Source organism: Pseudomonas sp. (assembly GCF_028293835.1).
Lineage (GTDB): Bacteria > Pseudomonadota > Gammaproteobacteria > Pseudomonadales > Pseudomonadaceae > Aquipseudomonas.
On sequence record NZ_JAQGNX010000034.1, the window covers coordinates 1 to 23,814 of the forward strand.

At 56.3% G+C, this 23,814-nt stretch carries 19 protein-coding genes and 1 pseudogene; 2 read left to right on the forward strand and 18 right to left on the reverse strand.

Going from position 1 to position 23,814, the window contains the following annotated elements; translation table 11 throughout:
• Positions 1-191: 191 nt before the first annotated feature.
• The 3 genes and pseudogenes from JWR17_RS04300 to queD all read right to left on the reverse strand — a co-directional run bounded on the left by JWR17_RS04300 (position 192) and on the right by queD (position 2,682).
• Positions 192-1,724, reverse strand: a complete 1,533-nt coding sequence (locus tag JWR17_RS04300) for a glucosyltransferase domain-containing protein (protein ID WP_299828653.1) — start codon at positions 1,722-1,724, stop codon at positions 192-194.
• 66 nt (positions 1,725-1,790) lie between these two features.
• Positions 1,791-1,936: pseudogene (locus JWR17_RS04305) on the reverse strand (glycosyltransferase); the annotation flags it as partial.
• Positions 1,937-2,325: 389 nt separating this feature from the next.
• Positions 2,326-2,682 (reverse strand): 6-carboxytetrahydropterin synthase QueD, encoded by a 357-nt coding sequence (gene queD, locus JWR17_RS04310; RefSeq protein WP_299828655.1) that lies wholly within the window; start codon positions 2,680-2,682, stop codon positions 2,326-2,328.
• A gap of 333 nt (positions 2,683-3,015) precedes the next feature.
• Here queD and JWR17_RS04315 point away from each other — a divergent pair, with 333 nt between their 5' ends.
• A complete protein-coding gene (locus JWR17_RS04315) occupies positions 3,016-4,698 on the forward strand; it encodes a methyl-accepting chemotaxis protein (RefSeq protein ID WP_299828657.1) in 1,683 nt (560 codons plus the stop codon).
• A gap of 159 nt (positions 4,699-4,857) precedes the next feature.
• Complete coding sequence (locus JWR17_RS04320; protein WP_299828659.1) at positions 4,858-5,922, forward strand: AI-2E family transporter; 1,065 nt, start codon at positions 4,858-4,860, stop codon at positions 5,920-5,922.
• A 62-nt stretch (positions 5,923-5,984) separates the two neighbouring features.
• On the opposite strand, the gene nuoN is transcribed toward JWR17_RS04320, so the two are convergent.
• The 15 genes from nuoN to JWR17_RS04395 all read right to left on the reverse strand — a co-directional run bounded on the left by nuoN (position 5,985) and on the right by JWR17_RS04395 (position 23,804).
• Positions 5,985-7,454 (reverse strand): NADH-quinone oxidoreductase subunit NuoN, encoded by a 1,470-nt coding sequence (nuoN, locus tag JWR17_RS04325; RefSeq protein ID WP_299828661.1) that lies wholly within the window; start codon positions 7,452-7,454, stop codon positions 5,985-5,987.
• Positions 7,455-7,461: 7 nt separating this feature from the next.
• Complete coding sequence (gene nuoM / locus JWR17_RS04330; protein ID WP_299828663.1) at positions 7,462-8,994, reverse strand: NADH-quinone oxidoreductase subunit M; 1,533 nt, start codon at positions 8,992-8,994, stop codon at positions 7,462-7,464.
• A gap of 39 nt (positions 8,995-9,033) precedes the next feature.
• Positions 9,034-10,887, reverse strand: coding sequence for an NADH-quinone oxidoreductase subunit L (gene nuoL / locus JWR17_RS04335; RefSeq protein WP_299828665.1), 1,854 nt, complete (start codon positions 10,885-10,887; stop codon positions 9,034-9,036).
• Positions 10,884-11,192, reverse strand: coding sequence for an NADH-quinone oxidoreductase subunit NuoK (gene nuoK / locus JWR17_RS04340; protein ID WP_299828667.1), 309 nt, complete (start codon positions 11,190-11,192; stop codon positions 10,884-10,886). The genes nuoL and nuoK overlap by 4 nt, the downstream gene beginning before the upstream one ends.
• Positions 11,189-11,698, reverse strand: a complete 510-nt coding sequence (gene nuoJ, locus JWR17_RS04345; protein ID WP_299828668.1) for an NADH-quinone oxidoreductase subunit J — start codon at positions 11,696-11,698, stop codon at positions 11,189-11,191. The genes nuoK and nuoJ overlap by 4 nt, the downstream gene beginning before the upstream one ends.
• A gap of 9 nt (positions 11,699-11,707) precedes the next feature.
• Entirely contained in the window at positions 11,708-12,256 is a 549-nt protein-coding gene (gene nuoI, locus JWR17_RS04350; RefSeq protein WP_299828670.1) for an NADH-quinone oxidoreductase subunit NuoI, read from the reverse strand.
• Positions 12,257-12,267: 11 nt separating this feature from the next.
• Complete coding sequence (nuoH, locus tag JWR17_RS04355; RefSeq protein ID WP_299828672.1) at positions 12,268-13,275, reverse strand: NADH-quinone oxidoreductase subunit NuoH; 1,008 nt, start codon at positions 13,273-13,275, stop codon at positions 12,268-12,270.
• Positions 13,272-15,989 carry an NADH-quinone oxidoreductase subunit NuoG gene (gene nuoG, locus JWR17_RS04360; protein ID WP_299828674.1) on the reverse strand — a complete coding sequence of 906 codons (2,718 nt, stop codon included), beginning with the start codon at positions 15,987-15,989 and terminating at the stop codon, positions 13,272-13,274. The genes nuoH and nuoG overlap by 4 nt, the downstream gene beginning before the upstream one ends.
• A 137-nt stretch (positions 15,990-16,126) precedes the next feature.
• The gene (nuoF, locus tag JWR17_RS04365) at positions 16,127-17,485 is read right to left on the reverse strand and encodes an NADH-quinone oxidoreductase subunit NuoF (RefSeq protein ID WP_299828676.1); all 1,359 of its coding nucleotides are present in this window, start codon (positions 17,483-17,485) and stop codon (positions 16,127-16,129) included.
• The gene (gene nuoE / locus JWR17_RS04370; protein ID WP_299828677.1) at positions 17,482-17,979 is read right to left on the reverse strand and encodes an NADH-quinone oxidoreductase subunit NuoE; all 498 of its coding nucleotides are present in this window, start codon (positions 17,977-17,979) and stop codon (positions 17,482-17,484) included. The genes nuoF and nuoE overlap by 4 nt, the downstream gene beginning before the upstream one ends.
• Positions 17,980-17,981: 2 nt before the next feature.
• Positions 17,982-19,763 carry an NADH-quinone oxidoreductase subunit C/D gene (nuoC, locus tag JWR17_RS04375; protein WP_299828680.1) on the reverse strand — a complete coding sequence of 594 codons (1,782 nt, stop codon included), beginning with the start codon at positions 19,761-19,763 and terminating at the stop codon, positions 17,982-17,984.
• 75 nt (positions 19,764-19,838) lie between these two features.
• On the reverse strand, positions 19,839-20,513 hold the full coding sequence (locus JWR17_RS04380; RefSeq protein WP_299828682.1) for an NADH-quinone oxidoreductase subunit B family protein: 675 nt from the start codon (positions 20,511-20,513) through the stop codon (positions 19,839-19,841).
• Positions 20,514-20,523: 10 nt separating this feature from the next.
• Positions 20,524-20,937: an NADH-quinone oxidoreductase subunit A gene (locus tag JWR17_RS04385; RefSeq protein ID WP_297840377.1), complete on the reverse strand. Its 414-nt coding sequence runs from the start codon at positions 20,935-20,937 to the stop codon at positions 20,524-20,526.
• A 450-nt stretch (positions 20,938-21,387) separates the two neighbouring features.
• On the reverse strand, positions 21,388-22,713 hold the full coding sequence (gene aceA / locus JWR17_RS04390) for an isocitrate lyase (RefSeq protein ID WP_299828684.1): 1,326 nt from the start codon (positions 22,711-22,713) through the stop codon (positions 21,388-21,390).
• A 350-nt stretch (positions 22,714-23,063) separates the two neighbouring features.
• Entirely contained in the window at positions 23,064-23,804 is a 741-nt protein-coding gene (locus tag JWR17_RS04395) for a secretin N-terminal domain-containing protein (RefSeq protein WP_299828685.1), read from the reverse strand.
• Between the last annotated feature and the right edge of the window lie 10 nt (positions 23,805-23,814).

The window sequence follows — 23,814 nt, forward strand, 5'->3', positions numbered from 1 at the left end:
GGTAGTGTGGGGTTTCCCCATGTGAGAGTAGGTCATCGTCAAGATTAACTTCCAGAACCCCTGATCGCTTACGCGTTCAGGGGTTTTGTTTATGTGCTGATTAAACCTGCCAGCTGACACCACCACCAATTAACACAGCCTTAGTTCCTATGCTTCAGCGGTGCGCATAGCTATTATGCGTGCCCACCCGCCTACCTTTCCGTCTTATGCATGGTCTTAAAATAGACATCGTCAACCGATGGAGTCTTCATCAAAATGTATGCGTCTACGCCATCAACATAGATACTATAAAATTTGTTATCAACCAACGGCACCACTCTGGTAAAAATACCTTTCAGCACATTCTCCGACCTCCCATCATCGTCAAAAGAGAACACATTTGTTATCCCCGTACTACGAGGAAGCATCTCGGGTAGCAATAAAAATTTAGCATAAAATACATATTTCAATGCAGGCATCAACTTGAACGCCCCGTCAGCCCCCACCAACCAACCGTGTGTGGGATTATTGACCATGTAGTACTTCTCAACCCCCCTTAAGTCCTTATTTGATATCACGTCATAGGTAACACTTTGGGCAATGCTGGTCGACAGTTCCTTTTGCAGATACATGACACGCCCGTAGGCGTAGGAAAAAGACAACATGGCAATCACAGGAATAATCAACAATCCTCCCAGCCTAGTGTGAACAGCGGTCAACGCTTGATAGTTTAGATAAAAAATCAAAACTAATGCCGACGACGCTCCCATCATGACTCTGGCGCCGTTGTTGTAATAACTGAAAATCAGCGCCAGACCCGGAATCGAAACCAGTACTAACGCAATAGCGAACAAACACAGGCCTACCAAGACAGTTCTATGCAAGATATTCGCTCGTACTCGCAAAACCCGATAAATAACCAGCCCAAAACCTGTAAAGGCAATGATGAGTAATGACCAACACAGCCAGGCATTGCCATCGTTATATAGCAGGGCTACACGCTGCGCGGCCAAAAGTAAATCTGCCGACAGTTTCTCTGTCCAGCCGTTGTTGAGTTCGCGCAAGCCAGTGCGCTCATGAGTTATAAACTGATAGGCGGTCAGCCAGTAGAAGGCCACGGCGAGTAGAAACTGAAGAAGCCTGTCCCTCAATACAATAAAGCTGGTGCGTGGTTCCTTGCATTCATTCGCTGTCCGAATTAACTCAACACAACACAACCCTAGATAAATATTGATCACCATTTGATAGAGGCTTAGCCCGATAGCAATGCAGAGCGCCGACACCCCTGTTCGCACGATCAGGGAAGCGTGTCGAAAGGTAATGGCATAAATAACTGCCATCACGCCCAACGCCATAGCAGGCCCGTCATACTGATAAGAAAGGTTCTGTAAGAAAAAAGGGCTATACCACAGTGGTAGTACTACAAGACAAGAAACAACGGTGGGCTTTAGAAAATAATGGTTTGTTAAAGCTCTCAAGGCAAACGACATCGCGACTATGGAGATCAGCAGAGGCAACGGAAATATATTGGGCGCTCCCTGGGTAAATGACAGCCCTTGGTACAGCCAGGCTGCCAATATACGACCGTCTTCTTTCCACTCCATTCCAGCAAGCTGGGCTCGCCAGTTATCATCAAGATAAAAGCTATCCGCTAATATCAATGGGAAGGCGAAGATAAAAACAGCCATCACAAAAAAAGCCATCATCTTGTTTTGCGAGAGCTCAACTTTCAGAAGGTCCACCATTACGAAACCTCCCCGTCATCAACGACGGATACCCCGGCACCTTGTTATCAAATAAACCTTATCCAGTTCGCCCGTGCGGTCGGTGCTGCCATCGTTGATAAGCACGATCTCGACACTGTGGGCTGAAGCGAATGCTCTTGCCGGACGGCCTGATAAAACACGCTTGCGGCTTGTGCGTCATCGACCACCGGCACGATCAATGAGAGATTCATGATTCACGCATAAGAAATACCCGCACTGGAAGAGCAGGAACCAACAACCAGCTTGTCGGGTAAAACGTCAACGCCGTGACAACGCCTGGCCGGGTTCCATTAAGCCACTTCGCTCATCGCTCCGCCTACTGTCATAAATAACAGGTAGGGCGCTTTTCTGATCAGCGGTCTCGATAGATTCAGCGATCCCGTGCGGGGTGCACACGTGCGACGCAATAAAGCGCTGGCCACCTTTTCTGTGGTTAAACGGTCCTATGCGGCAGCAACTCATCACTATCGCTCGCCCGCTGCGTTTGCTGCTGCACAACACCCCGACGAAGAACCAGCACACGCTTGCACCAGACATAAAAAAACCACCAGAAAGGTGGTTTTTTGGCACGCCCAATAACTCAGTCGCCTCGATACTCGCAACCACTGGTACAGGTCTCGTGAATACGAATGGCCGAGAGTTCCGGCAACAGTGGCTTCAGTTGTTCCCAGATCCACTTCGCCAATACTTCGCTGGTTGGATTTTCAAGACCGGGAATATCATTGAGGTAATTGTGATCGAGACGATCATACAGCGGCTTGAATATCGCTTTGATTTCGGAAAAATCGCGAATCCAGCCGGTGTGAGGATCCACCGTGCCAGCCAGGTAGATTGCAACGCGGAATGAGTGTCCATGCAGACGGCCACACTTATGTCCTTCTGGAACATGGGGAAGGCGGTGTGCAGACTCAAACGTAAATTCTTTGAAAATTTCCACAGTGTATTCAGCTCTGAAAAGTGGCATTCGCCAACGCGAAAAAAGCAGGCGCGCAGTTTAACAGTAATGGTTTGCCCGATGCGCTAAACAATAAGCTCAAGTTTCTACCTCGTCGAGGCAGGAGACGCAACTCGGCAATTCGCCCGCCTGTACCCCGGTAGCCATCAAATCTCGTCGAAGCACCCAAAAATAGTGGCCATTTGTATTTTTTCCCCACCTCAAATAGCGTTTGCTGAAAAGCCGACGGATGTTTCTAAACTTTTCAATCTGCGGGCCGCTAACGGTACAAGCGTATCGACCAAAACACTGGATCCTAAATAAGAGTGGAAACTTATGCGTCTCAATTTGAAGGCCAAAGTACTGTCACTGGCGGTGTTGCCGGTGCTCATTTTTGCACTGGTAATCAGCGCGACCACCGTCATCATGCTGCAGGACCAGGCACAGAAAGAAGTGGATGAAATTCGTTTACGACTTATGAGTGATGCCAAGGAAAACCTTAAAAATTCCGTCGCTGTTGCGCTAGGCGCGATCACGCCTATGTACAACGCCTCTGCGCCCGGTGACATGGCCGCGCGTGCGCAGGTGGTGAAGATGTTATCTGCCATTTCCTACGGTAAGGAAGGTTACTTTTTCGGCTATGACTCGGAAGCCGTAAGGCTGTTCAAAAGCAACAGCCCCGATGACATCGGCAAAAGCTTCAAGGATACCCGCGACGTCAATGGTATTTACTACAACCGTGACTTGATAGCTGTAGCCAAGGCAGGCACCCATTATCTGGAATACTCTTCGGCAATGCCTGGCAAGCCACAAGAAACCATTCCTAAACTGGGCTACACCGAATACCTGCCCAAGTGGGACATGGCGTTCGGCTCCTCGATCAGCATTGACGGGATTGAAGCTCGGGTAGCGGTCGTTCAGAAGAGTGTTGAGGCGCGTGTACACAGTATGCTGATAAGCATCATCGGCATTGCCGCGGTGGTACTGATCATCATCGCTCTAGTGGGCGTCTTTCTGACCGGGAGTATCGTGCGGCCTTTGCGGCAGATGAGGGCTAATCTGGATGATATCGCGTCAGGTGACGGTGACCTGACCCGCCGGCTGACGGTGTCAAGTAACGACGATCTGGGCGAGTTGGCTGGCTCCTTCAACCGCTTTGTCGACAAGATTCATGGTCTGGTACGGCAGATCGCCGAGATGACCTCTCAGTTGTCGGGTCTGGTAACCGAAGTGTCAGACCAGGTGCACCTTTCCGAGACGGCAATGGCGCGCCAGCGTCATGAGACGGACCAGGTGGCCACCGCGATCAATGAAATGTCCGCAGCGGCCCATGAAGTCGCGAAAAGCGCTCAAGGCGCAGCCGTTGCCGCACAACAAACCGACGCTGAAGGCCAGGCTGCCAAACGTGTGGTGGACGGTAGCATCAAGCAGATCCACGCCTTGGTGAATGATATACGCAGCAGTGGCACATCCCTCGACAGCTTGCAGAACGACGTTTCTTCGATTGTTAACGTTCTGGGGGTTATTCGCTCCATTGCCGATCAAACTAACTTGCTGGCACTCAACGCGGCGATTGAAGCTGCACGGGCAGGCGAGGCCGGACGCGGATTTGCGGTGGTGGCTGACGAAGTGCGCGCGCTGGCTAGTCGCACCCAGCAGAGCACTCAGGAAATCCAGACCATGATTGACCGCCTGCAAAGCGGTACGCAGGGTGCCGTGGAAGCCATGCGTCGTTCAAGCGAGGCGGGCGATGGCACTTCGGCGCGAGCCAACGAAGCGGGCACCTCACTGGACACCATTGCAGCGCTGATCGGCACAATCAACTCGATGAACGCGCAAATTGCCAGCGCTGCCGAAGAGCAGACCGCCGTCGCCGAAGAAATCAACCGCAGCGTGCACCAGATCGCCGAAGCGGTGGACAGTGTGGCTGATCAAACTCATAAAAGCGCACAAACCTCCCGCAGCCTTGCGGACCTTGGGCAGCGGCTGGGCAAGCTGGTTGGGCAATTTCGCATCTGATGTCCTCGGGGTAAGGCCGCAATGGCCTTGCCCCGTTAGTGTTTCCTCGCTAAAACCCTACCCGTCCAATTCCTGAACCGAACAACGGCACTCGTCCGAAGATTGGCTGACTAAACAGTAAGTCGCGTTAACGCGGAGCCTTACTGACATGGATCGGACATGAACGAAACCACGCTGCAGTACAAAACCTTCCTGGTCTTGATGGTGCTAGTCACCATTGCGTTCATCTGGATATTGATGCCCTTTTACGGCGCGGTATTCTGGGCGGTGATTCTCGGGATTATCTTTGCGCCCCTGCAGCGACGGCTGCTGATGAAGTTTGGCTGGCAGCGCAACCTGACGTCCTTATGTACGTTGACCGTATGCCTGTTGATCGCGATTTTGCCGGTGATCATTATCGGCATGCTGTTAGTTCAGGAAGGCGCCATGGTCTACAACAATATCGAAAGCGGGCAATTGGACATCGCCAAGTACCTGGCCCAGTTCAAAGATTCATTACCACCTTACTTCAGACATTTACTGGATCGGGTCGGAATGGGCGATCTTAATGGCCTGCGCGACAAAATTGTCAAAACGTCCATGGAGGGCAGTCAGTACCTGGCGACTCAGGCCTTCAGTTTCGGCCAGGGCACGTTCGACTTTGTGATCAGCTTCTTCATCATGCTGTATTTATTGTTCTATTTTCTGCGCGACGGCCATGACCTTGTCCGCAGAATTCGCCTGGCAGTGCCGCTGGCCGAGCCACAGAAGCGTCGGTTGCAATTGAAGTTCAATCGGGTTGTACGGGCGACGGTGAAAGGTAACGTCGTCATGGCGGTGGTTCAGGGCGCGCTGGGGGGCCTGATCTTCTGGGCGCTGAGTATTCCAAGTGCATTACTGTGGGCGGTAATGATGGCGTTTCTTTCCTTACTGCCAGCAATCGGCGCGGGGATTGTCTGGGCGCCGGTGGCGGCTTACTTCCTGCTCAGCGGCATGATCTGGCAAGGCGTGGTGCTGACATTGTTCGGGGTCTTCGTCATCGGCTTGGTCGATACCGTGTTGCGTCCGATCCTGGTGGGCAAAGACACACGAATGCCTGATTACCTGATTTTGATATCAACCTTGGGCGGCATGGCTGTATTCGGCCTTAACGGTTTTGTCATCGGGCCGATGATCGCTGCATTATTCATGTCGACATGGGCACTGTTCACCGAGGCCAAGCAAACCGTGCGCCTGCCGGGTTAGCATCCCCGCAGCCAATAAAAAACCCTGCAGATGCAGGGTTTTTTATATTTGCACAATGAAAATCAGCCGACCAGTTGCAGGCCTGCGTGATGCACCATGTCCAGCAGCGGTTGTGGATACACACCGAGGATGAACGCCAGTACCGCAATCACCAGCAGCATCACGCCACCCGTTCGCTGTGCCCAGTTGAACGGAGCATCGTGGCGGTGCAGGGTAGGTTCCACCAGATAGAGCGTTACCATTACTCGCAGGTAATAGAACAGGCCGATGGCGCTGCCAATGACCAGTGAGCCGGTCAGCCACCACAAATGCGATTCAACGCCTGTCGCAATGATGTAGAACTTGCCGATGAAGCCCACTGTCAGCGGAATACCCGCCAGCGACAGCATCATCACCGTCATCACCGCTGTCAGGTACGGGCGACGCCAGAACAGGCCGCGGAATTCGAACAACGCGTCTGCGTCACGACCGCTATAAGGCGATGACATCAACGTCACTACACCGAAAGCGCCCAAGGTGGTGATCACGTAGGTCACCAGGTACACGCCAATAGCCTCGACAGCGATGCCTTTGCTCGCAACCAGCGCGATCATCAGGTAACCGAAGTGCGCGATGGACGAGTAACCCAGCAGCCGCTTGAGGTTGGTCTGGGTCAGGGCCAGCAAGTTACCGATCAGAATCGACGCAACCGCGATCACCGCCAGAACGGTGTACAACACACCGCTGCTGGCCACCGGTGAGATCTGGAACAGGCGAACCAGCACCGCGAACACCGCGACTTTACTGGCCGTTGCCAAAAACGCTGCCACCGGAGCAGGGGCGCCTTCGTAAACGTCCGGGGTCCACAAGTGGAAGGGTACCAGTGACAGCTTGAATGCCAGGCCGATCACCATCATCGCCAGGCCCATCTGCGCGATCGGGCTAGGCAGGCCAGTTGCTGCCAGTGCGTGACCAATGCCGCTGAAACTCAGCGAACCGGCTTCGGCATACAACAGCGCCATACCGAACAGCAGAAACGCCGAGCCGGCCGCCGACAACACCATGTATTTGATACCGCCTTCCAGCGAACGCTTGTTGAAGTACGCATAGGCCACCAGTCCGTAAACCGGCACCGACAACAGCTCAAGGCCGATAAACAGGCTAGCCAGGTGCTGCGCGCTGACCAATACCAATCCACCGGCAGCAGCCATCAGGATCAATAGGTAAAGTTCTTCACGATTGCCGGGGTAGCCGCTGTTCTTCTCGCCCAGATAAGCGTGAGCCAAAGTGACGCAAGCCAGTGTCGAGGCCAGGATCAGCGCCATGTACAGGCAAGCGAAGTTATCGATCTGCAACAGCGGCGTAACCACCAGCGGCGCTACCTTCAACGCCGGGTAGATCGACAGCAAGCCCAGGTTAAGGCCACCCACGGTGAGCAGGAATGTTTGCGAGTGATTGCGACGCCATGCGATTGCCAACATCACCACAACGGCAGTGAGGCTGGTAATCAGCAGCGGCGCAAGCGCAATAAAGTGTTGAATCGTCAGGTCCATAGCGCTCTTACCGGGCCGAAGCGAGTTGAGTGAAGGCGGTGCCGAGCCATTGCTGCACGCCATGCATCGTAGCGGCAGAGGTATCGAGGAACGGTTGTGGGTACACGCCGATATAAACCAGCAATGCCGCCAGACCGAGCACCATGATGAGCTCACGAGCGTCCATGCCGTGCAGGACTTCTTCCGACTTCGACGGGCCGAAGTACGCGCGGTGGATCATGATCAGCGAATAGACCGAGCCGAACACCAGACCCGACGTTGCGATCGCGGTAATCCACGGGGCGCTGACGAAGGTACCAATCAGAATCAGGAACTCACCGACAAAGTTGCCGGTACCCGGCAAGCCAAGCGACGCGGCAGCGAAGAACAGGCTGATGGCCGGCAGATAAGCGATACGCGACCAGACACCGCCCATTTCACGCATGTCACGGGTATGCAGACGTTCGTACAGCTGGCCGCTGAGGATAAACAGCGCAGCCGCCGACACACCGTGAGCGAGCATCTGGATCACGGCGCCTTGCAATGCTTGCTGGCTACCAGAGTAGATGCCGATCAGCACGAAGCCCATGTGCGACACGCTGGAGAACGCGATCAGGCGCTTGATATCGGTCTGGGCGAACGCGAGGAATGCGCCGTAGAAGATACCGATCAGGCCCAGTGTCATGGCAATCGGCGCAAACTCTGCCGAGGCGTTCGGGAACAGTGGCAGAGCGAACCGCAGCAAACCGTACGCAGCGGTTTTCAGAAGGATACCGGCCAAGTCCACAGAACCCGCAGTCGGTGCTTGTGCGTGCGCGTCTGGCAGCCATGAGTGAAAAGGCACTACCGGCAGCTTCACCGCAAAGGCGATAAAGAAGCCCAGCATCAGTATGTATTCAGTGCCGTGTGACAGCTTGGTCTTCAGCAATTGGGTGTAATCGAAGGTGATCACGCCGGTGCTGTTGAAGTGAACCATCACCAGACCGAGGATCGCCACCAACATGATCAAGCCGCTGGCCTGAGTGAAGATGAAGAATTTGGTCGCTGCGTAGATCCGGGTTTTCTTGCCGTCCGATGAACTATGACCCCACAGTGCGATGAGGAAATACATCGGCACCAGCATCATTTCCCAGAAGAAGAAGAACATGAACAGGTCGATGGCGAGGAACACGCCGATCACACCGCCCAGGATCCACATCAGGTTGAGGTGGAAGAAACCGACGTTACGCTGGATCTCTTTCCACGAACACAACACCGACAACATACCGAGCATGCCGGTCAGCAACACCATCAGCAGCGACAGGCCATCAAGCGCCAAGTGCACGCTGATGCCGAAGCGAGCGATCCACGGTTGCTTGAATTCGACAACCCAAGTGGGGTCGACGCCAGGCGCGGGGGCAAAGTGGAAGTCGCCGGTGCTCCACAGCCAGAGGCCGAGAGCAAATTCCAGAGACATGGTCAGCAGCGCGATCCAGCGTGGCAGGGTAGCGCCGTAGCGCTCACCTTGCCAACACAGCAGGCCGCCGATAAAGGGGATCAGGATTAGCCAAGGCAGAATCATGTCGGGCTCATTTCCTTTCGCAAATTCGCAAGGTTCATATCAGACCGCAACCAGCACGATGGCGCCGAGCACCAATACAGCGCCTGCAGCCATAGAAGCAGCGTACCAACGCAGTTGGCCGGTCTCGGTGCGGCTCATGGCGTTGTTGCCGCCTTTGACCAGACGCGGAATCAAGCCAATTGTTTGGTCGAGGGGGTCTTTACGCAGCACATGGCTGATCATCAGATACGGCTTGACGAACAGTTTGTCGTAAAGCCAATCGAAGCCCCATGCCGCGAACCACCACGCCGAGAGGAAACGTCCCGGACCGCTATTGGCAATGGCCGTCGCAATGCGTCGCTTGCCGAGGAACAGCATGGCCGCCAGCAGAATACCGGCCAGGGCGATGGCACCCGAGGCGATTTCCAAGCTGTGTTTGGCAGCGCCACCGGCGTGCCCGGCGCTTTCCGGCAACACGCCGGCCAGCGGTGGGGTAATCATCGCCCCGATGAACGTCGACAGAACGATCAGCACCGACAGCGGCAACCAATGGGCAATACCGTGACCGGCGTGGGCTTCGGTTTTCGCTTCGCCGTGGAAGGCAATGAAGATCAAGCGGAAGGTGTACAGCGAGGTCATGAATGCACCGACCAAGCCTGCGTACAGCAGCGCATGGTTGCCGCTGGCGAAGGCTTCCCAAAGGATTTCATCCTTGGAATAGAAGCCAGCGGTCAGCAGTGGCAGGGCAGACAGCGCGGCGCCACCGACGATGAAGCTGGTATAGGCCAGCGGCAGCTTCTTCCACAAACCGCCCATCTTGAAGATGTTTTGTTCGTGGTGGCAGGCAACAATTACCGAACCGGAGGCGAGGAACAGCAGTGCCTTGAAGAATGCGTGGGTCATCAGGTGGAAAATCGCACCCTCCCAGGCACCAACGCCCAATGCCAGGAACATGTAGCCAATCTGGCTCATGGTCGAATAGGCGAGGATACGTTTGATGTCGGTCTGCACCAGTGCCGCGAACCCCGCCAACACCAGCGTTACGCCACCGACGATACCGACCAGGTGCAGAACGTCAGGCGCCAGTTGAAACAGTCCGTGGGTACGCGCGATCAGGTAAACACCTGCGGTCACCATGGTTGCGGCGTGGATCAACGCTGAAACCGGCGTCGGGCCTGCCATCGCGTCTGCCAACCAGGTTTGCAGCGGCAGCTGTGCGGATTTACCCACGGCACCACCCAGCAGCATCAAGGTGGCAAGCACAATCCAGAAGTCCCCAGCCATAAAGTGCTGCGGTGCGCGCACCAGCAGCTCCTGGATGTTCAACGTGCCCAGTTGCTGGAACAGGACGAACAAGCCGATGGCCATGAACACGTCGCCAATTCGGGTGACGATAAAGGCTTTAAGTGCGGCGTTACCGTTGTTGCGGTTGCTGTAGTAGAAACCGATCAACAGATAGCTGCACAGGCCCACGCCTTCCCACCCGAAGTACAGGAACATCAGGTTATCGCCGAGGATCAAGAACAGCATGCTGGCGATAAACAGGTTGGTATAGGCGAAGAAGCGCGAATAACCGGCCTCACCACGCATATACCAGGACGCGAACAAGTGGATCAGGAAACCAACGCCAACCACCACACCCAACATGGTGACCGACAGGCCATCCAGGTACAGGGCAAAGTTAGGTTCAAGGCCATCTACCGACATCCAGCGCCACAGCACTTGAGTGACATGGCCACCCTCGGGCGGAGAAACGTTGAACTGAAAGATGACCCAGGCAGCCACAATGGCCGATAAGCCAATGGAGCCAACGCCGATCAGCGCGGCCAGGTTTTCAGAAATTTTTCCGCGGGAAAACGACAGCAGCAGAAAACCAATCAGGGGGAATACGAACGTCAGGAAGAGAAGGTTCATCCGCGCATCTCGCTGGCAGCGTCGATATCGAGAGTGTGGAAGCGGCGATACAACTGCATCAGGATCGCCAGGCCGATACTGGCCTCGGCGGCTGCAAGGCTGATCACCAGAATGAACATGATCTGTCCATCCGGTTGCGCCCAACGGCTACCGGCGACAATGAACGCCAGAGCAGATGCGTTCATCATGATCTCCAGGCTCATCAGCACAAAGAGGATGTTGCGCCGCACCATCAGGCCGACCAGGCCGAGGCTGAACAGGATGCCGGCGACTGCCAGACCATGTTCAAGAGGGATTGCATTCATGGCTTGGTTCCTTCGCTCTCGTTGCGGCCGAGATGGAATGCCGTCACAGCCGCTGCAAGCAGCAACATGGAGGCCAGTTCAACCACCAACAGATAAGGACCGAACAGGCTGATGCCTACGGCCTTGGCGTCTACAGTGGTGTGGCCGATGGCGGCGCCGGTGGAGTTGTTGAACAACACATACAGCAACTCACCCAGCAACAGGACCCCGAGAATAACCGGGCCGGTCCAGATGCCAGGCTTGAGCCAGACACGTTCTTGCTGTACCGAGGCAGGCCCCAGGTTCAGCATCATCACCACAAATACGAACAGAACCATGATGGCGCCAGCGTAAGCGATAACTTCCAAGACTCCGGCAAACGGCGCGCCGAGGCTAAAGAAGGTCATTGCCACGGCGATCAACGAAATGATCAGGTAGAGCAGGGCGTGCACCGGATTGGTGTTGGTGATCACCCGAAGGGTGGACACCACAGCAACACCGGATGCGAAATAGAAAGCAAATTCCATCTTTCTTCCTTAAGGCAGCAAGCTCTTCACGTTGATCGGAACAGCTTCATTCTGCGCGGAGCCTTTAGGCTTGCCGGCGATGGCCATACCGGCAACCCGATAGAAGTTGTAATCAGGGTTTTTACCAGGGCCGGAGATCAACAGATCTTCCTTCTCGTAAACCAGATCCTGACGTTTGAACTCGGCCATTTCGAAATCCGGTGTCAGCTGGATCGCGGTGGTCGGGCAGGCTTCCTCGCAGAGGCCACAGAAAATGCAGCGCGAGAAGTTGATGCGGAAAAATTCCGGGTACCAGCGACCGTCGTCGGTTTCGGCTTTCTGCAGCGAGATGCAACCCACCGGGCAAGCCACGGCGCACAGGTTGCAGGCTACACAACGCTCTTCGCCGTCAGGGTCGCGGGTCAGGACAATACGGCCACGGTAACGCGGCGGCAGGTACACCTGTTCTTCCGGGTACTGCAACGTGTCGCGCTTGCGGAATGCATGCGAGAACACCATCACCAGGCTGCGAAGCTGGGTGTAGGTGCCATGCACGATGCCAATCAGATACTTGAGCATGGTTTATATCCTCACTGAACCGCGCCAGCGGGCGTGTTTAACAACACGATCGCAGCGGTCACCAACAAATTGATCAGGGTCAGCGGCAGGCAGAACTTCCAACTGAAATCCATCACCTGGTCGTAGCGTGGGCGCGGAATAGACGCACGCAACAGAATGAACAGCATGATGAAGAACCCGGTCTTCAGGGCGAACCAAATGAACGACAGCGAAGGCAGGATGTTGAACGGGCCATGCCAGCCGCCGAAGAACAGGGTCACCAAGAGGGCTGAGATCAGTACGATGCCGATGTATTCACCGACGAAGAACATGCCCCACTTCATCCCTGCGTATTCGATGTGGTAACCATCGGCCAGTTCCTGCTCGGCTTCCGGTTGGTCGAACGGGTGACGGTGAGTCACGGCGACGCCAGCGATGAAGAACGTACAGAAGCCAAAAAACTGCGGAATGATGAACCACAGGTGTTGGGCCTGGTACTGGACGATATCGCCCATGTTGAACGAGCCAACCTGCACCACGATGCCCATCAACGACAGTCCCATGAACACTTCATAGGACACGGTCTGGGCCGAAGCCCGCAGGCTGCCGAGCAAGGCAAACTTGTTATTACTCGACCAACCGGCGAACAACACTGCGTACACCGACAGACCGGCCATGGCGAAGAAGAACAGGATGCCAATGTTCAGATCAGCAATGACCCAGCTTTCGGTGATCGGAATAATCGCGAAAGCGATCAACAGGGCGCTCATGGCCACTACCGGCGCCAGGGTGAAAATCACCTTGTCGGCGAACGGTGGGGTCCAGTCTTCCTTGAAGAACATCTTGATCATGTCGGCAGCGATCTGGAATGCACCGAACGGACCTACCCGGTTCGGGCCGTAACGGTCTTGCCAGAGGGCCAGCAAACGACGTTCGACCCAGCTCAACAGTGCGCCACTGACCACCACGGCCAACAGAATCACAATCGCTTTGACTACCGCGATGATTGAGTCGATCACGACAGGTGTAAACCAGGTCATAGTGCTGCCTCCTGCAGACCATCAACGGTTTTGCCGAACAACGCTGGCGGAATCCCGGCCAGGCCCGAAGGCAGAGCCACCAGACCTGCGCTCAATTCTTCGCTGATGCGCAACGGTAAACGCAGGGTTTGACCGGCAACAGTCAGGCTGAGCATGGCGCCTTCGTTGACACCCAAACGATCGGCTTCCGACTTGGCCAGGGCGACGTAAGCGGCTGGAATGCGCTCCTGCACCGGCGCGGCTTTGGACGAGGTTTCGTCGCTGCCGAACAGGTGATAGAACGGCACCACCTGCCAAGTGCCGCGAGCCGGAGAAAACGCCACCGGTACGCTGGAAAACCAGGACAGATTGTCGCCTTGGGTTTCGATCAGACGAGCGCCGGGGTCGCCGGCACGCAAATGACCGCCGACTTCGTCCTGGAACTTGTTCCAGGCTTGCGGCGAGTTCCAACCTGGCGACCAGGCGAACGGCACCTGTTGGCGCGGTTCGGCGGAGCCCGAATAGCCTTCCATAGAGAAAGAGAACGCAGTGTCTTTGTCTTGCGAGGTACGCGGCTCATGCACGCTGATATTGGCGCGCATGGCTGTACGCCCGCTGTAACGCAATGGCTCGCGCGCCAGCTTCAGACCCTTGATACGGAACGCAGCGGATGGCGCGGCGTTGGTGATACCCGCCAATTGCGCAGAACTTGCAGCAACCGCGTCGGTGACGTGATCGAGCTGAGTCCAGTCAATAGGCTTGTTCAGCAGCGTCGAGCGCAGGGCGTGCAACCAACGCCAGCCTTCATGAATCAGGATGCTGGCGTCAAGGTAGGTTGGGTCGTACACCTGGAAGAAGCGCTGGGCGCGGCCTTCCTGGCTAACCAGTGTTCCGTCACCTTCTGCGAAGCTGGCCGCAGGCAACACCAGATCAGCGCGATCGCTGGTCGGGGTTTTCTGGTGGTCAGCAACGATCAGAACCTTGGTGGCTTTGAACGCAGCGTCGACCGTAGCGGCGTCGACACGGGTGAACAGGTCATTTTCCAACACCACCATGGCGTCGGCCTGGCCGGAAATCACCGCTTGCAGCGCGTCATCAAGGGACTCGCCGCCCAGCATCGCCAGGCCCAGGCTGTTGGCTTCCGGCACGATCATGCTGATCGAACCTTGTTTGTCCTGCAGCTTCAAGGCTTTGGCGATGTTGGCTGCGGCTTCGATCAAAGCGGTCGAACCCAGGGAGCTACCGGAAATGATCAAGGGACGCTTGGCGGCAAGCAGGGCGGTGGCGATGCGCTGGGCCAACCCAAGTGCTTCGCTGTCCAGGCCTTCGGCCGCAGGCGCGCTGGCGTCAATGGCGTGGGCCACGGCGAAACCGATACGGGCCAGGTCATCCGGCGCCGCGTGAACGCACTCTTCGGCAACGTCATCGAGACGGGTCTCGGCAAGGCTGGCGATGAACAGCGGGTTCAGCGTGTGCTGACCGATGTTCTTCACGGCCGCGTCGAGCCATGGCTGGACTTTCATCGCAGCGGCCATGTCTTCGGCTTTGCCTTTCACCGCTTGGCGCAGGCCCAGGGCCATACGGGCGGCGGTCTGGGTCAAGTCTTCGCCAAGCACGAAAATCGCATCGTGATCTTCGATGTCGCGCAGGGTCGGGATTGGCAGCGGGCTGTCTTTCAAGACCTTGGCGATCAGGCGAATGCGCGCCAGTTCACCGGCTTCGATACCCGAATAAAAATGCTCGGCGCCCACCAGTTCACGCAGGGCAAAGTTGCTTTCAAGGCTGGCGCGGGGTGAGCCGATACCGACGATGTTGCGACCACGGAGCAGGTCAGCGGCTTTATCAAGGGCAGCGTCCAGACCCAGCTTGAGCATGCCGTCAGCCAACAGCGGCTGGCGCGGACGGTCTTCACGGTTGACGTAGCCATAACCGAAGCGGCCACGGTCACACAGGAAATACTGGTTTACCGAGCCGTTGTAACGGTTTTCGATACGGCGGATTTCGCCATAACGTTCACCCGGACTGATGTTGCAACCGCTGGAACAGCCGTGGCAGATGCTCGGCGAGAACTGCATGTCCCACTTACGGTTGTAACGCTCGGAGTGAGTCTTGTCGGTGAACACACCGGTCGGGCAGACCTCGGTGAGGTTGCCGGAGAACTCACTTTCCAGCGCGCCATCTTCAACACGACCGAAGTACACGTTGTCATGTGCGCCGAAAACGCCGAGGTCGGTGCCACCGGCGTAGTCTTTATAGAAGCGTACGCAGCGATAACAGGCGATACAGCGGTTCATTTCATGGGCGATGAACGGGCCGAGTTCCTGGTTCTGGTGGGTGCGCTTGGTGAAGCGATAACGCCGCTCGTTGTGGCCGGTCATGACCGTCATGTCTTGCAGGTGGCAGTGACCGCCTTCTTCGCAGACCGGGCAGTCGTGCGGGTGGTTGGTCATCAGCCATTCAACGACGCTGGCGCGAAACACTTTCGCCTCTTGGTCATCGATGGAAATCCAGCTGCCGTCGGTGGCGGGGGTCATGCAGGACATGACGATACGACCACGGGTGTCGTTCTCATCAGTGAACTGCTTGACCGCGCATTGGCGACAAGCGCCGACGCTGCCAAGGGCGGGGTGCCAGCAGAAATATGGGATGTCGAGGCCCAGCGACAGACATGCCTGTAACAGGTTGTCTGCGCCATTGACCTCGAGCGCTTTGCCGTCTACGTGGATAGTGGCCATGGTTCAAAGTTCTTCGTTGGCCCGGTGTCAGTGGGCGTGGCTAATGGAATCTCGGTGCTACCCGTATCAAACAGCCTGTAAGGCGTCATCGGGTACGAGGTCGGTGGCTTTAAGGGCTACCGACCATTTCTATCTTGTTATGCGCCAACCACAGTCGGACTGCTTACCTGAGTCAGGCTGCCCACACGTGCCGGGGCGATACCTGCTTCGAACTCCGACCGGAAATACTTGATGGCAGCCCCCAGAGGTTCCACGGCGCCCGGTGCGTGGGCGCAGAACGTCTTGCCAGGGCCGAGAAAGTTGACTAGCCCCAACAGCGTTTCGATATCGCCCGGTTGACCTTCGCCGTTCTCGATGGCGCGCAAAATCTTCACGCTCCATGGCAACCCGTCGCGGCATGGGGTGCAGAAGCCACACGACTCTTGGGAGAAGAATTCTTCCAGGTTGCGCATCAGCGACACCATGTTGACCTTGTCATCGACCGCCATCGCCAGCCCGGTGCCCATCCGCGTACCGACTTTGGCAACGCCGCCCGCGTAAAACAGGCAGTCCAGATGTTCAGGAAGCAGGAAGCCCGTACCGGCGCCGCCTGGCTGCCAGCACTTGAGCTTGAAGCCGTCGCGCATGCCGCCCGCGTAGTCTTCGAACAACTCGCGTGCGGGCAAGCCGAAAGGCAGTTCCCACAGGCCAGGGTTCTTCACCTTGCCGGAGAAGCCCATGAGTTTGGTGCCCATGTCTTCGCTGCCTGGACGTGCGATGGCTTTGTACCAATCGTTGCCATTGGCGACGATGGCCGGGACGTTGCACAGGGTTTCGACGTTATTCACGCAAGTGGGCTTGCCCCACACACCAACCGCGGCAGGGAAGGGCGGCTTGGAGCGTGGATTGGCGCGACGGCCTTCCAGGGAGTTGATCAGTGCGGTTTCTTCGCCGCAGATGTAACGCCCGGCACCGGTGTGCACGATCAGTTCGAAATCGAAGCCGCTGCCCAGGATGTTCTTACCCAGCAAACCCGCCGCTTCGGCTTCTTTCACCGCACGACGCAGGTGCACCGCCGCGGTGGTGTATTCGCCACGCAGGAAGATGTAGCCGCGATAAGCCTTCAACGCCCGGGCGCTGATCAGCATACCTTCGATCAGCAGATGGGGCAGTTGCTCCATCAGCATCCGGTCTTTCCAGGTGTTCGGTTCCATCTCATCCGCGTTACACAGCAGGTAACGGATGTTCATGGATTCGTCTTTCGGCATCAGGCCCCATTTCACGCCAGTGGGGAAGCCCGCGCCGCCGCGGCCCTTGAGGCCGGAGTCCTTGACCGCTTGCACGATTTCGTCTGGCGATAGTTCGGCAAACGCCTTGCGCGCGGCGGCGTAACCGTCCTTGCGTTGGTATTCGTCCAGCCATAGTGGCTCGCCGTCATCGCGCAAGCGCCAGGTCAGCGGGTGAGTTTCGGGTGCGCGGGCAATGGTATTGGCGGGGCCGAAGGAAGTGATGGTCATAGGTAATCCTCCAACATTTTGGCCACGCCAGCAGGCTGGACGTTGCTAAATGTATCGTCATCGACCATCACGGCCGGGGCCTTGTCGCAGTTGCCCAGGCAGCAGACAGGCAGCAAGGTGAAACGGTCGTCAGCAGTGGTTTGGCCCAGGCCGATTCCCAGTGAAGATTGAATCTCGCTGACCACCGACTCGTGGCCCGCGATGAAGCAGACCATGCTGTTACACACACGAATGATGTGGCGGCCCACCGGCTGGCGGAAGATCTGGCTGTAGAAGGTCGCCACGCCTTCAACGTCGCTGGCGGGAATGCCAAGCACTTCGCCAATGGCATGGATCGCGCCATCGGGTACCCAGCCACGTTCTTTCTGAACAATTTTCAACGCTTCGATAGACGCCGCGCGCGGGTCTTCGTAGTGGTGCATCTCATGCTCGATGGCCGAGCGCTCGGTTTCGCTCAGGGCGAAACGGTCTGTCTGGATCAGCGTGCTATTCATGCTTAGCGGTCCACGTCGGCCATAACGAAATCGATACTACCCAGGTACGCGATCAAGTCCGCGACCATGCTGCCTTTGATCACCGAAGGGATCTGCTGCAGATGCGGGAAGCTTGGGGTGCGAATCCGGGTACGGTAGCTCATGGTGCCGCCGTCGCTCGTCAGGTAATAACTGTTGATGCCCTTGGTCGCTTCAATCATCTGGAAGGATTCGTTGGCCGGCATCACCGGGCCCCACGAAACTTGCAGGAAGTGCGTGATCAAGGTTTCGATGTGCTGCAAGGTGCGCTCTTTGGGCGGCGGCGTCGTCAGCGGGTGATCCGCCTTGTACGGGCCTTCCGGCATATTGCGCAGGCATTGGCCGATGATCTTCAGGCTCTGGCGCATCTCTTCAACGCGCACAATGCAACGATCATAAGCGTCGCCGTTAGTGGCGAGCGGCACTTCGAATTCGAAGTTCTCATAGCCCGAATACGGACGCGCTTTACGCAGGTCGAAGTCCAGGCCGGTTGCGCGAAGGTTCGGGCCGGTAACGCCCCACTCCAGCGCTTCCTTGGTGTTGTACGCGGCAACGTTGACGGTACGACCGCGCAAGATGCTGTTGTCCAACGCCGCTTTTTGGTACTCGTCCAGACGCTTGGGCATCCAGTCGATGAAGTCCTTGACCAGCTTTTCCCAGCCGCGTGGCAAATCATGCGCAACGCCGCCGATGCGGAACCAGGCCGGGTGCAAACGAAAGCCGGTGATGGCTTCGATCACGGTGTACGCCCGTTGACGGTCGGTGAACGTGAAGAACACCGGAGTCATTGCACCCACGTCCTGGATGTAAGTCCCGAGGAACAGCAAGTGGCTGGTGATACGGAAGAACTCAACCATCATGATACGAATGACGTCGACTTTTTCCGGGACCTTGATGCCGGCCAGTTTCTCGACCGAGAGCACGTACGGCAGGTTGTTCATCACCCCACCGAGGTAATCGATGCGGTCGGTGTACGGGATGTAACTGTGCCAGGACTGGCGCTCGGCCATTTTCTCGGCACCACGGTGGTGGTAACCGATGTCTGGAACGCAATCGACGATTTCTTCACCGTCCAATTGCAGGATGATACGGAACGCACCGTGAGCAGAAGGGTGGTTCGGGCCAAGGTTGAGGAACATGTAGTCCTCGTTCTTGCCTGAACGCTTCATGCCCCAGTCTTCCGGCTGGAAGCGAGCGGCTTCTTCTTCAAGCTGCTGTTTCGCCAGGTTCAGGCTAAACGGATCGAACTCGGTGGCGCGGGCCGGGAAGTCTTTACGCAGCGGGTGACCTTCCCAGGTCGGCGGCATCATGATTCGGGTCAAGTGCGGGTGGCCGGCAAAGTTGATGCCGAACATGTCCCACACTTCGCGCTCGTACCAGTTGGCGTTTGGCCAGATACCAGTGACCGTCGGCAAGCTGAGGTCGCTCTCAGACAAGGCGACCTTGATCATCACGTCACTGTTACGCTCGATCGACATCAGGTGGTAGAACACGCTGAAGTCGGCGCCCGGCAAGCCGCGACGATGGGTGCGCAGACGCTCGTCCATGCCATGCAAGTCGTAAAGCATGACGTAGGGTTTGGGCAGTTGGCGCAAGAATTTCAGGACATCGAGCAGTTTCGCGCGGTCAACCCACAGCACCGGCATGCCGGTGCGTGTAGGTTGGACGGTGAACGTCTCAGGGCCGAAACGGGTGTTCAATTCAACGACGACGTCTTGGTCGTCAGCCTTGTAAGGCGGGATGTACAGAGCGGTGTCTGCAGTCATAGGTCTCGATCGCTTTCGGTCAACGTATAGAATGAACCCGGATTCTTGTCTTTTTTGTAAAAAGTAAGAGCCGAATCAGACTTCGTCGGGGCTGCGCAGGTTTGTGACCTGAATACGCTGTTCGCGGCGTTGTTCCTTTTGCGACGGCATCTCGGCGCGATAAACACCTTGATCACCGACAACCCAGGAAAGCGGACGACGCTCCTGTCCAATGGATTCCTGCAGCAGCATCAAGCCTTGCAGAAAAGCTTCTGGACGGGGCGGGCAGCCAGGCACATAGACATCCACGGGAAGGAATTTGTCCACCCCCTGAACTACAGAATAGATGTCGTACATGCCACCGGAGTTAGCGCACGCGCCCATGGAGATAACCCACTTGGGCTCGAGCATTTGCTCATAGAGACGCTGGATGATCGGCGCCATCTTGAGGAAGGGCGTGCCGGCAATAACCATGAAGTCTGCCTGACGCGGTGATGCCCGGATAACTTCGGCGCCGAAGCGTGCGATGTCATGGGGCGCCGTGAAGGCCGTGGTCATTTCCACATAGCAGCACGACAGGCCGAAGTTGTAGGGCCACAGGGAGTTTTTACGCCCCCAGTTGACCGCACCGTTCAGCACGTCTTCGAGCTTGCCCATGTAAATATTTTTGTGGACTTGGTCTTCTAGCGGATCGGAAACGACTTCTCGTCTGCCAATTGGATAGTCCTCGTTAGGAGCATCCGGATCGATCTTTGTAAGAGTGTATTGCATCGCCAAAGCCTCATTGTTTCAGCTTCGCTTGCCGAGTACGGCGACCTTCAGGGGCCCAGTCAAGGGCTCCAACCCGCCATAGGTAGACAAGACCTGCCAACAGAATTGCTATGAAAACGAGAGCTTCGGCGAAGCCGGTCCAGCCGCTTTCGCGAACAGACACAGACCAGGCAAAGAGAAAAAGGGCTTCAATGTCGAAAATCACGAAGAGCATCGCGACCAGATAGAATTTTGCCGAGAGCCGTAGGCGGGCGCCACCCGTAGGCAGCATGCCGGATTCGAACGGTTCGTTTTTGCTGCGACCCCAGGCTTTACTGCCGAGCAGGCTGGAGACACCGAGCATGAAGGCACAAAGGCCGACGACACCCAAAAGGAAAATGGCGAAGCCCCAGTTGTGGGCAATCAGACCTGTCGATTCGGGCATGCTGGAAATCCTTAACAGAGAGCAAAGGTCTCTGAGCTTGAGTAACAAAGCAGTGACGATATGTCGCAGCGACATCAATCGGATGATTTTATGGGTAAACAGGTGGCAAGTAAAATTATCTAACTGAAAAAGATTCAACCGGGTATCGCCTGGCAAGCGCTCGACACCCCGGCAGGCTAGGCTCTGCGGGCATTACGCGTGTTTTTATCAATTATGTTTCTTTTGAACGGTAATGAATAAATGTCTTTATAAATGATAATTAATATCATCTTGAAGGGCTTTCTGTAACCTGTTGAATTTTTCTGCTGGGCAAGTTCGGTTTGAGCGTCTGTTACCACTGTATGAAAGTTTCAGACAGGACCCGATCCGGGAGTTACACAGCCCCGACATGAAAATGAAAAAGCCGCCCGGGTGGGCGGCTTTTTCAATGTTGCGTATAGCCGTCGAGACTCAGTGGAACTGTTCTTCTTCCGTCGAACCCGTCAGTGCTGTCACCGACGACGAGCCGCCTTGAATTACGGTGGTCATGTCATCGAAATAACCGGTGCCTACTTCCTGCTGGTGAGCGACGAAGGTGTAACCCTTGGCGGCGTCAGCGAACTCTTGTTCTTGCAGCTTCACGTAGGCAGTCATGTCGTTGCGGGCGTAGTCGTGCGCCAGGTTGAACATGCTGTGCCACATGTTGTGAATGCCCGCCAGGGTAATGAACTGGTGCTTGTAACCCATGGCCGACAATTCGCGCTGGAACTTGGCGATCGTTGCGTCGTCCAGGTTTTTCTTCCAGTTGAAAGAAGGCGAGCAGTTGTAGGACAGCAGCTGGTCCGGGTATTCCCGTTTGATCGCTTCGGCAAAGCGACGCGCTTCGTCCAGATCCGGCTTGGCGGTTTCACACCAGATCAGATCGGCATACGGCGCGTAGGCCAAACCGCGAGAGATGGCCTGGTCCAGACCGGCACGCACTTTGTAAAAGCCTTCCTGAGTACGTTGACCGGTCACAAACGGAAGATCGTACGGGTCGCAGTCAGAGGTCAGCAAATCAGCAGCGTTAGCGTCGGTACGGGCCAAAATGATGGTCGGCACGCCAGCAACGTCGGCAGCCAAGCGGGCGGCGGTGAGTTTTTGCACCGCTTCCTGGGTAGGCACCAGAACCTTGCCACCCATGTGGCCGCATTTTTTCACGGACGCCAGTTGGTCTTCGAAGTGCACGCCTGCGGCGCCCGCTTCGATCATGCTTTTCATCAGCTCGTAGGCATTCAATACGCCGCCAAAACCAGCTTCAGCATCGGCAACGATAGGCGCAAAGTAGTCGATGTAGCCTTCGTCGCCCGGGGTTTTGCCGGCTTTCCATTGAATCTGGTCAGCACGGCGGAACGCGTTGTTGATGCGCTTGACCACGGTTGGCACCGAGTCCACCGGGTACAGCGATTGGTCAGGGTACATGGACTCGGCGGAGTTGTTGTCCGCAGCCACTTGCCAGCCAGACAGGTAGATTGCCTGGATGCCAGCCTTGACCTGTTGCACCGCTTGGCCGCCGGTCAAGGCGCCCATGCAGTTAACGAAATCCTTGTCGGGACGGAAAGAAGGCTTGGCACCTTGGGTGACCAGGTTCCAGAGCTTGTCAGCGCCCAGTTTGGCGAAGGTATGTTCAGGCTGGACAGAACCACGCAGGCGCACCACGTCAGCAGCAGAATAATTGCGGGTCACGTTTTTCCAGCGTGGGTTTTCAGCCCAATCTTTTTCAAGGGCTGCAATTTGCTGTTCGCGTGTCAGTGCCATGGAGATAAACCTCGTCGCATAGGTCTTGGGTGGAAAATCCTGCTCCGCCAGACGGCCCTGATTCCTTGAGGCGCGTTGCTGGCTACTCGCTAATACAGAAGCGTGGGCGGTCAAGCCAGGGTCTTGCAAGATTGCGACGGCCTTGTGGGCGTACAGACACGAATCGGCTCAGGTGGGATGGGTTTGAGCGGCGATTCGGAGGCTTGATGCAGAGCCTCTGTTTAGCGGGAGCGAGGCAATCATGCCTCGCCAGATTTGACCCGTCAAATGTTTTGTAGTGCTTTTTTAAAAGCACTACATATTTGCGGTTTTGCGACCAGCCAGTCAGTTTTTGGCGCTTTGGTTTTCAGTCAGTCGAGGGCGTCAACTTTGACTCGTAAGCTCATGTCGCCTCGGCCCTGCGTGCTCCGGCGCTGAACCAGGCCCTGCTGGTCGGCCTGAGATTGCTCACTGACACCGGCGAGGGTTATCCATTCTCCCAAGCGCCCGGTGACATTTGTGTCGCTGCTCTGGACGTTCACTACATCAGGGTGTTCCTGATTCATTCGGTCGTTATTGGTGCTGATGCTCAGGTGCACGACATCGCCGGTCAGGCTGGCGGTGACGTAAAAACCCTGGGTCACGTTGCGGTATTGCGTGTCGCTTTGTGCGTAACCATTGGAATCGGTACGCGTGGTGGTCAGCGGCACGGACTGGCCGACTTGAATCAGCGCGGGCATGCCTTCGCTGGCCTGCACTTGCTGTACGCCACCGTTACGGCTGTCAGTGCTGCGATTGATGATGTGAGAGGGGCCCAAGGATTGGCTGTCTTGCGAGGTGCTATCGCTGGTGTCGACGCTGATCATCAGGCGTTTTGGCGCCTTGTCCAACTGGTTAAGTAAGTTGCGAAGTTCGTCGATCTTGGCGGGATCTGCGTTGACGATGAGTTGGTTGCCATAGGCGCTAACCGTGCCTTCCTTGCCCAGAAACGACTTGGCTACCGGTAATAAGTCGTCGCTGGTGCGATAGTTCAGCGGCACGACTTCCGTTGCTGCTAACGCGCTGAAACTGCAGACCAGCAACAGTGACGTAAAAAGGGTGCGTAGGAACATGTCCGTGTCT

Excerpts from the sequence above, each read along its gene's own strand:
- JWR17_RS04300 (WP_299828653.1), bottom strand. The coding sequence starts at position 1,724 with ATGGTGGACCTTCTGAAAGTTGAGCTCTCGCAAAACAAGATGATGGCT.
- JWR17_RS04315 (WP_299828657.1), top strand. The coding sequence starts at position 3,016 with ATGCGTCTCAATTTGAAGGCCAAAGTACTGTCACTGGCGGTGTTGCCG.
- JWR17_RS04320 (WP_299828659.1), top strand. The coding sequence starts at position 4,858 with ATGAACGAAACCACGCTGCAGTACAAAACCTTCCTGGTCTTGATGGTG.
- nuoN (WP_299828661.1), bottom strand. The coding sequence starts at position 7,454 with ATGGACCTGACGATTCAACACTTTATTGCGCTTGCGCCGCTGCTGATT.
- nuoM (WP_299828663.1), bottom strand. The coding sequence starts at position 8,994 with ATGATTCTGCCTTGGCTAATCCTGATCCCCTTTATCGGCGGCCTGCTG.
- nuoL (WP_299828665.1), bottom strand. The coding sequence starts at position 10,887 with ATGAACCTTCTCTTCCTGACGTTCGTATTCCCCCTGATTGGTTTTCTG.
- nuoK (WP_299828667.1), bottom strand. The coding sequence starts at position 11,192 with ATGAATGCAATCCCTCTTGAACATGGTCTGGCAGTCGCCGGCATCCTG.
- nuoJ (WP_299828668.1), bottom strand. The coding sequence starts at position 11,698 with ATGGAATTTGCTTTCTATTTCGCATCCGGTGTTGCTGTGGTGTCCACC.
- nuoI (WP_299828670.1), bottom strand. The coding sequence starts at position 12,256 with ATGCTCAAGTATCTGATTGGCATCGTGCATGGCACCTACACCCAGCTT.
- nuoH (WP_299828672.1), bottom strand. The coding sequence starts at position 13,275 with ATGACCTGGTTTACACCTGTCGTGATCGACTCAATCATCGCGGTAGTC.
- nuoG (WP_299828674.1), bottom strand. The coding sequence starts at position 15,989 with ATGGCCACTATCCACGTAGACGGCAAAGCGCTCGAGGTCAATGGCGCA.
- nuoF (WP_299828676.1), bottom strand. The coding sequence starts at position 17,485 with ATGACCATCACTTCCTTCGGCCCCGCCAATACCATTGCCCGCGCACCC.
- nuoE (WP_299828677.1), bottom strand. The coding sequence starts at position 17,979 with ATGAATAGCACGCTGATCCAGACAGACCGTTTCGCCCTGAGCGAAACC.
- nuoC (WP_299828680.1), bottom strand. The coding sequence starts at position 19,763 with ATGACTGCAGACACCGCTCTGTACATCCCGCCTTACAAGGCTGACGAC.
- JWR17_RS04380 (WP_299828682.1), bottom strand. The coding sequence starts at position 20,513 with ATGCAATACACTCTTACAAAGATCGATCCGGATGCTCCTAACGAGGAC.
- JWR17_RS04385 (WP_297840377.1), bottom strand. The coding sequence starts at position 20,937 with ATGCCCGAATCGACAGGTCTGATTGCCCACAACTGGGGCTTCGCCATT.
- aceA (WP_299828684.1), bottom strand. The coding sequence starts at position 22,713 with ATGGCACTGACACGCGAACAGCAAATTGCAGCCCTTGAAAAAGATTGG.
- JWR17_RS04395 (WP_299828685.1), bottom strand. The coding sequence starts at position 23,804 with ATGTTCCTACGCACCCTTTTTACGTCACTGTTGCTGGTCTGCAGTTTC.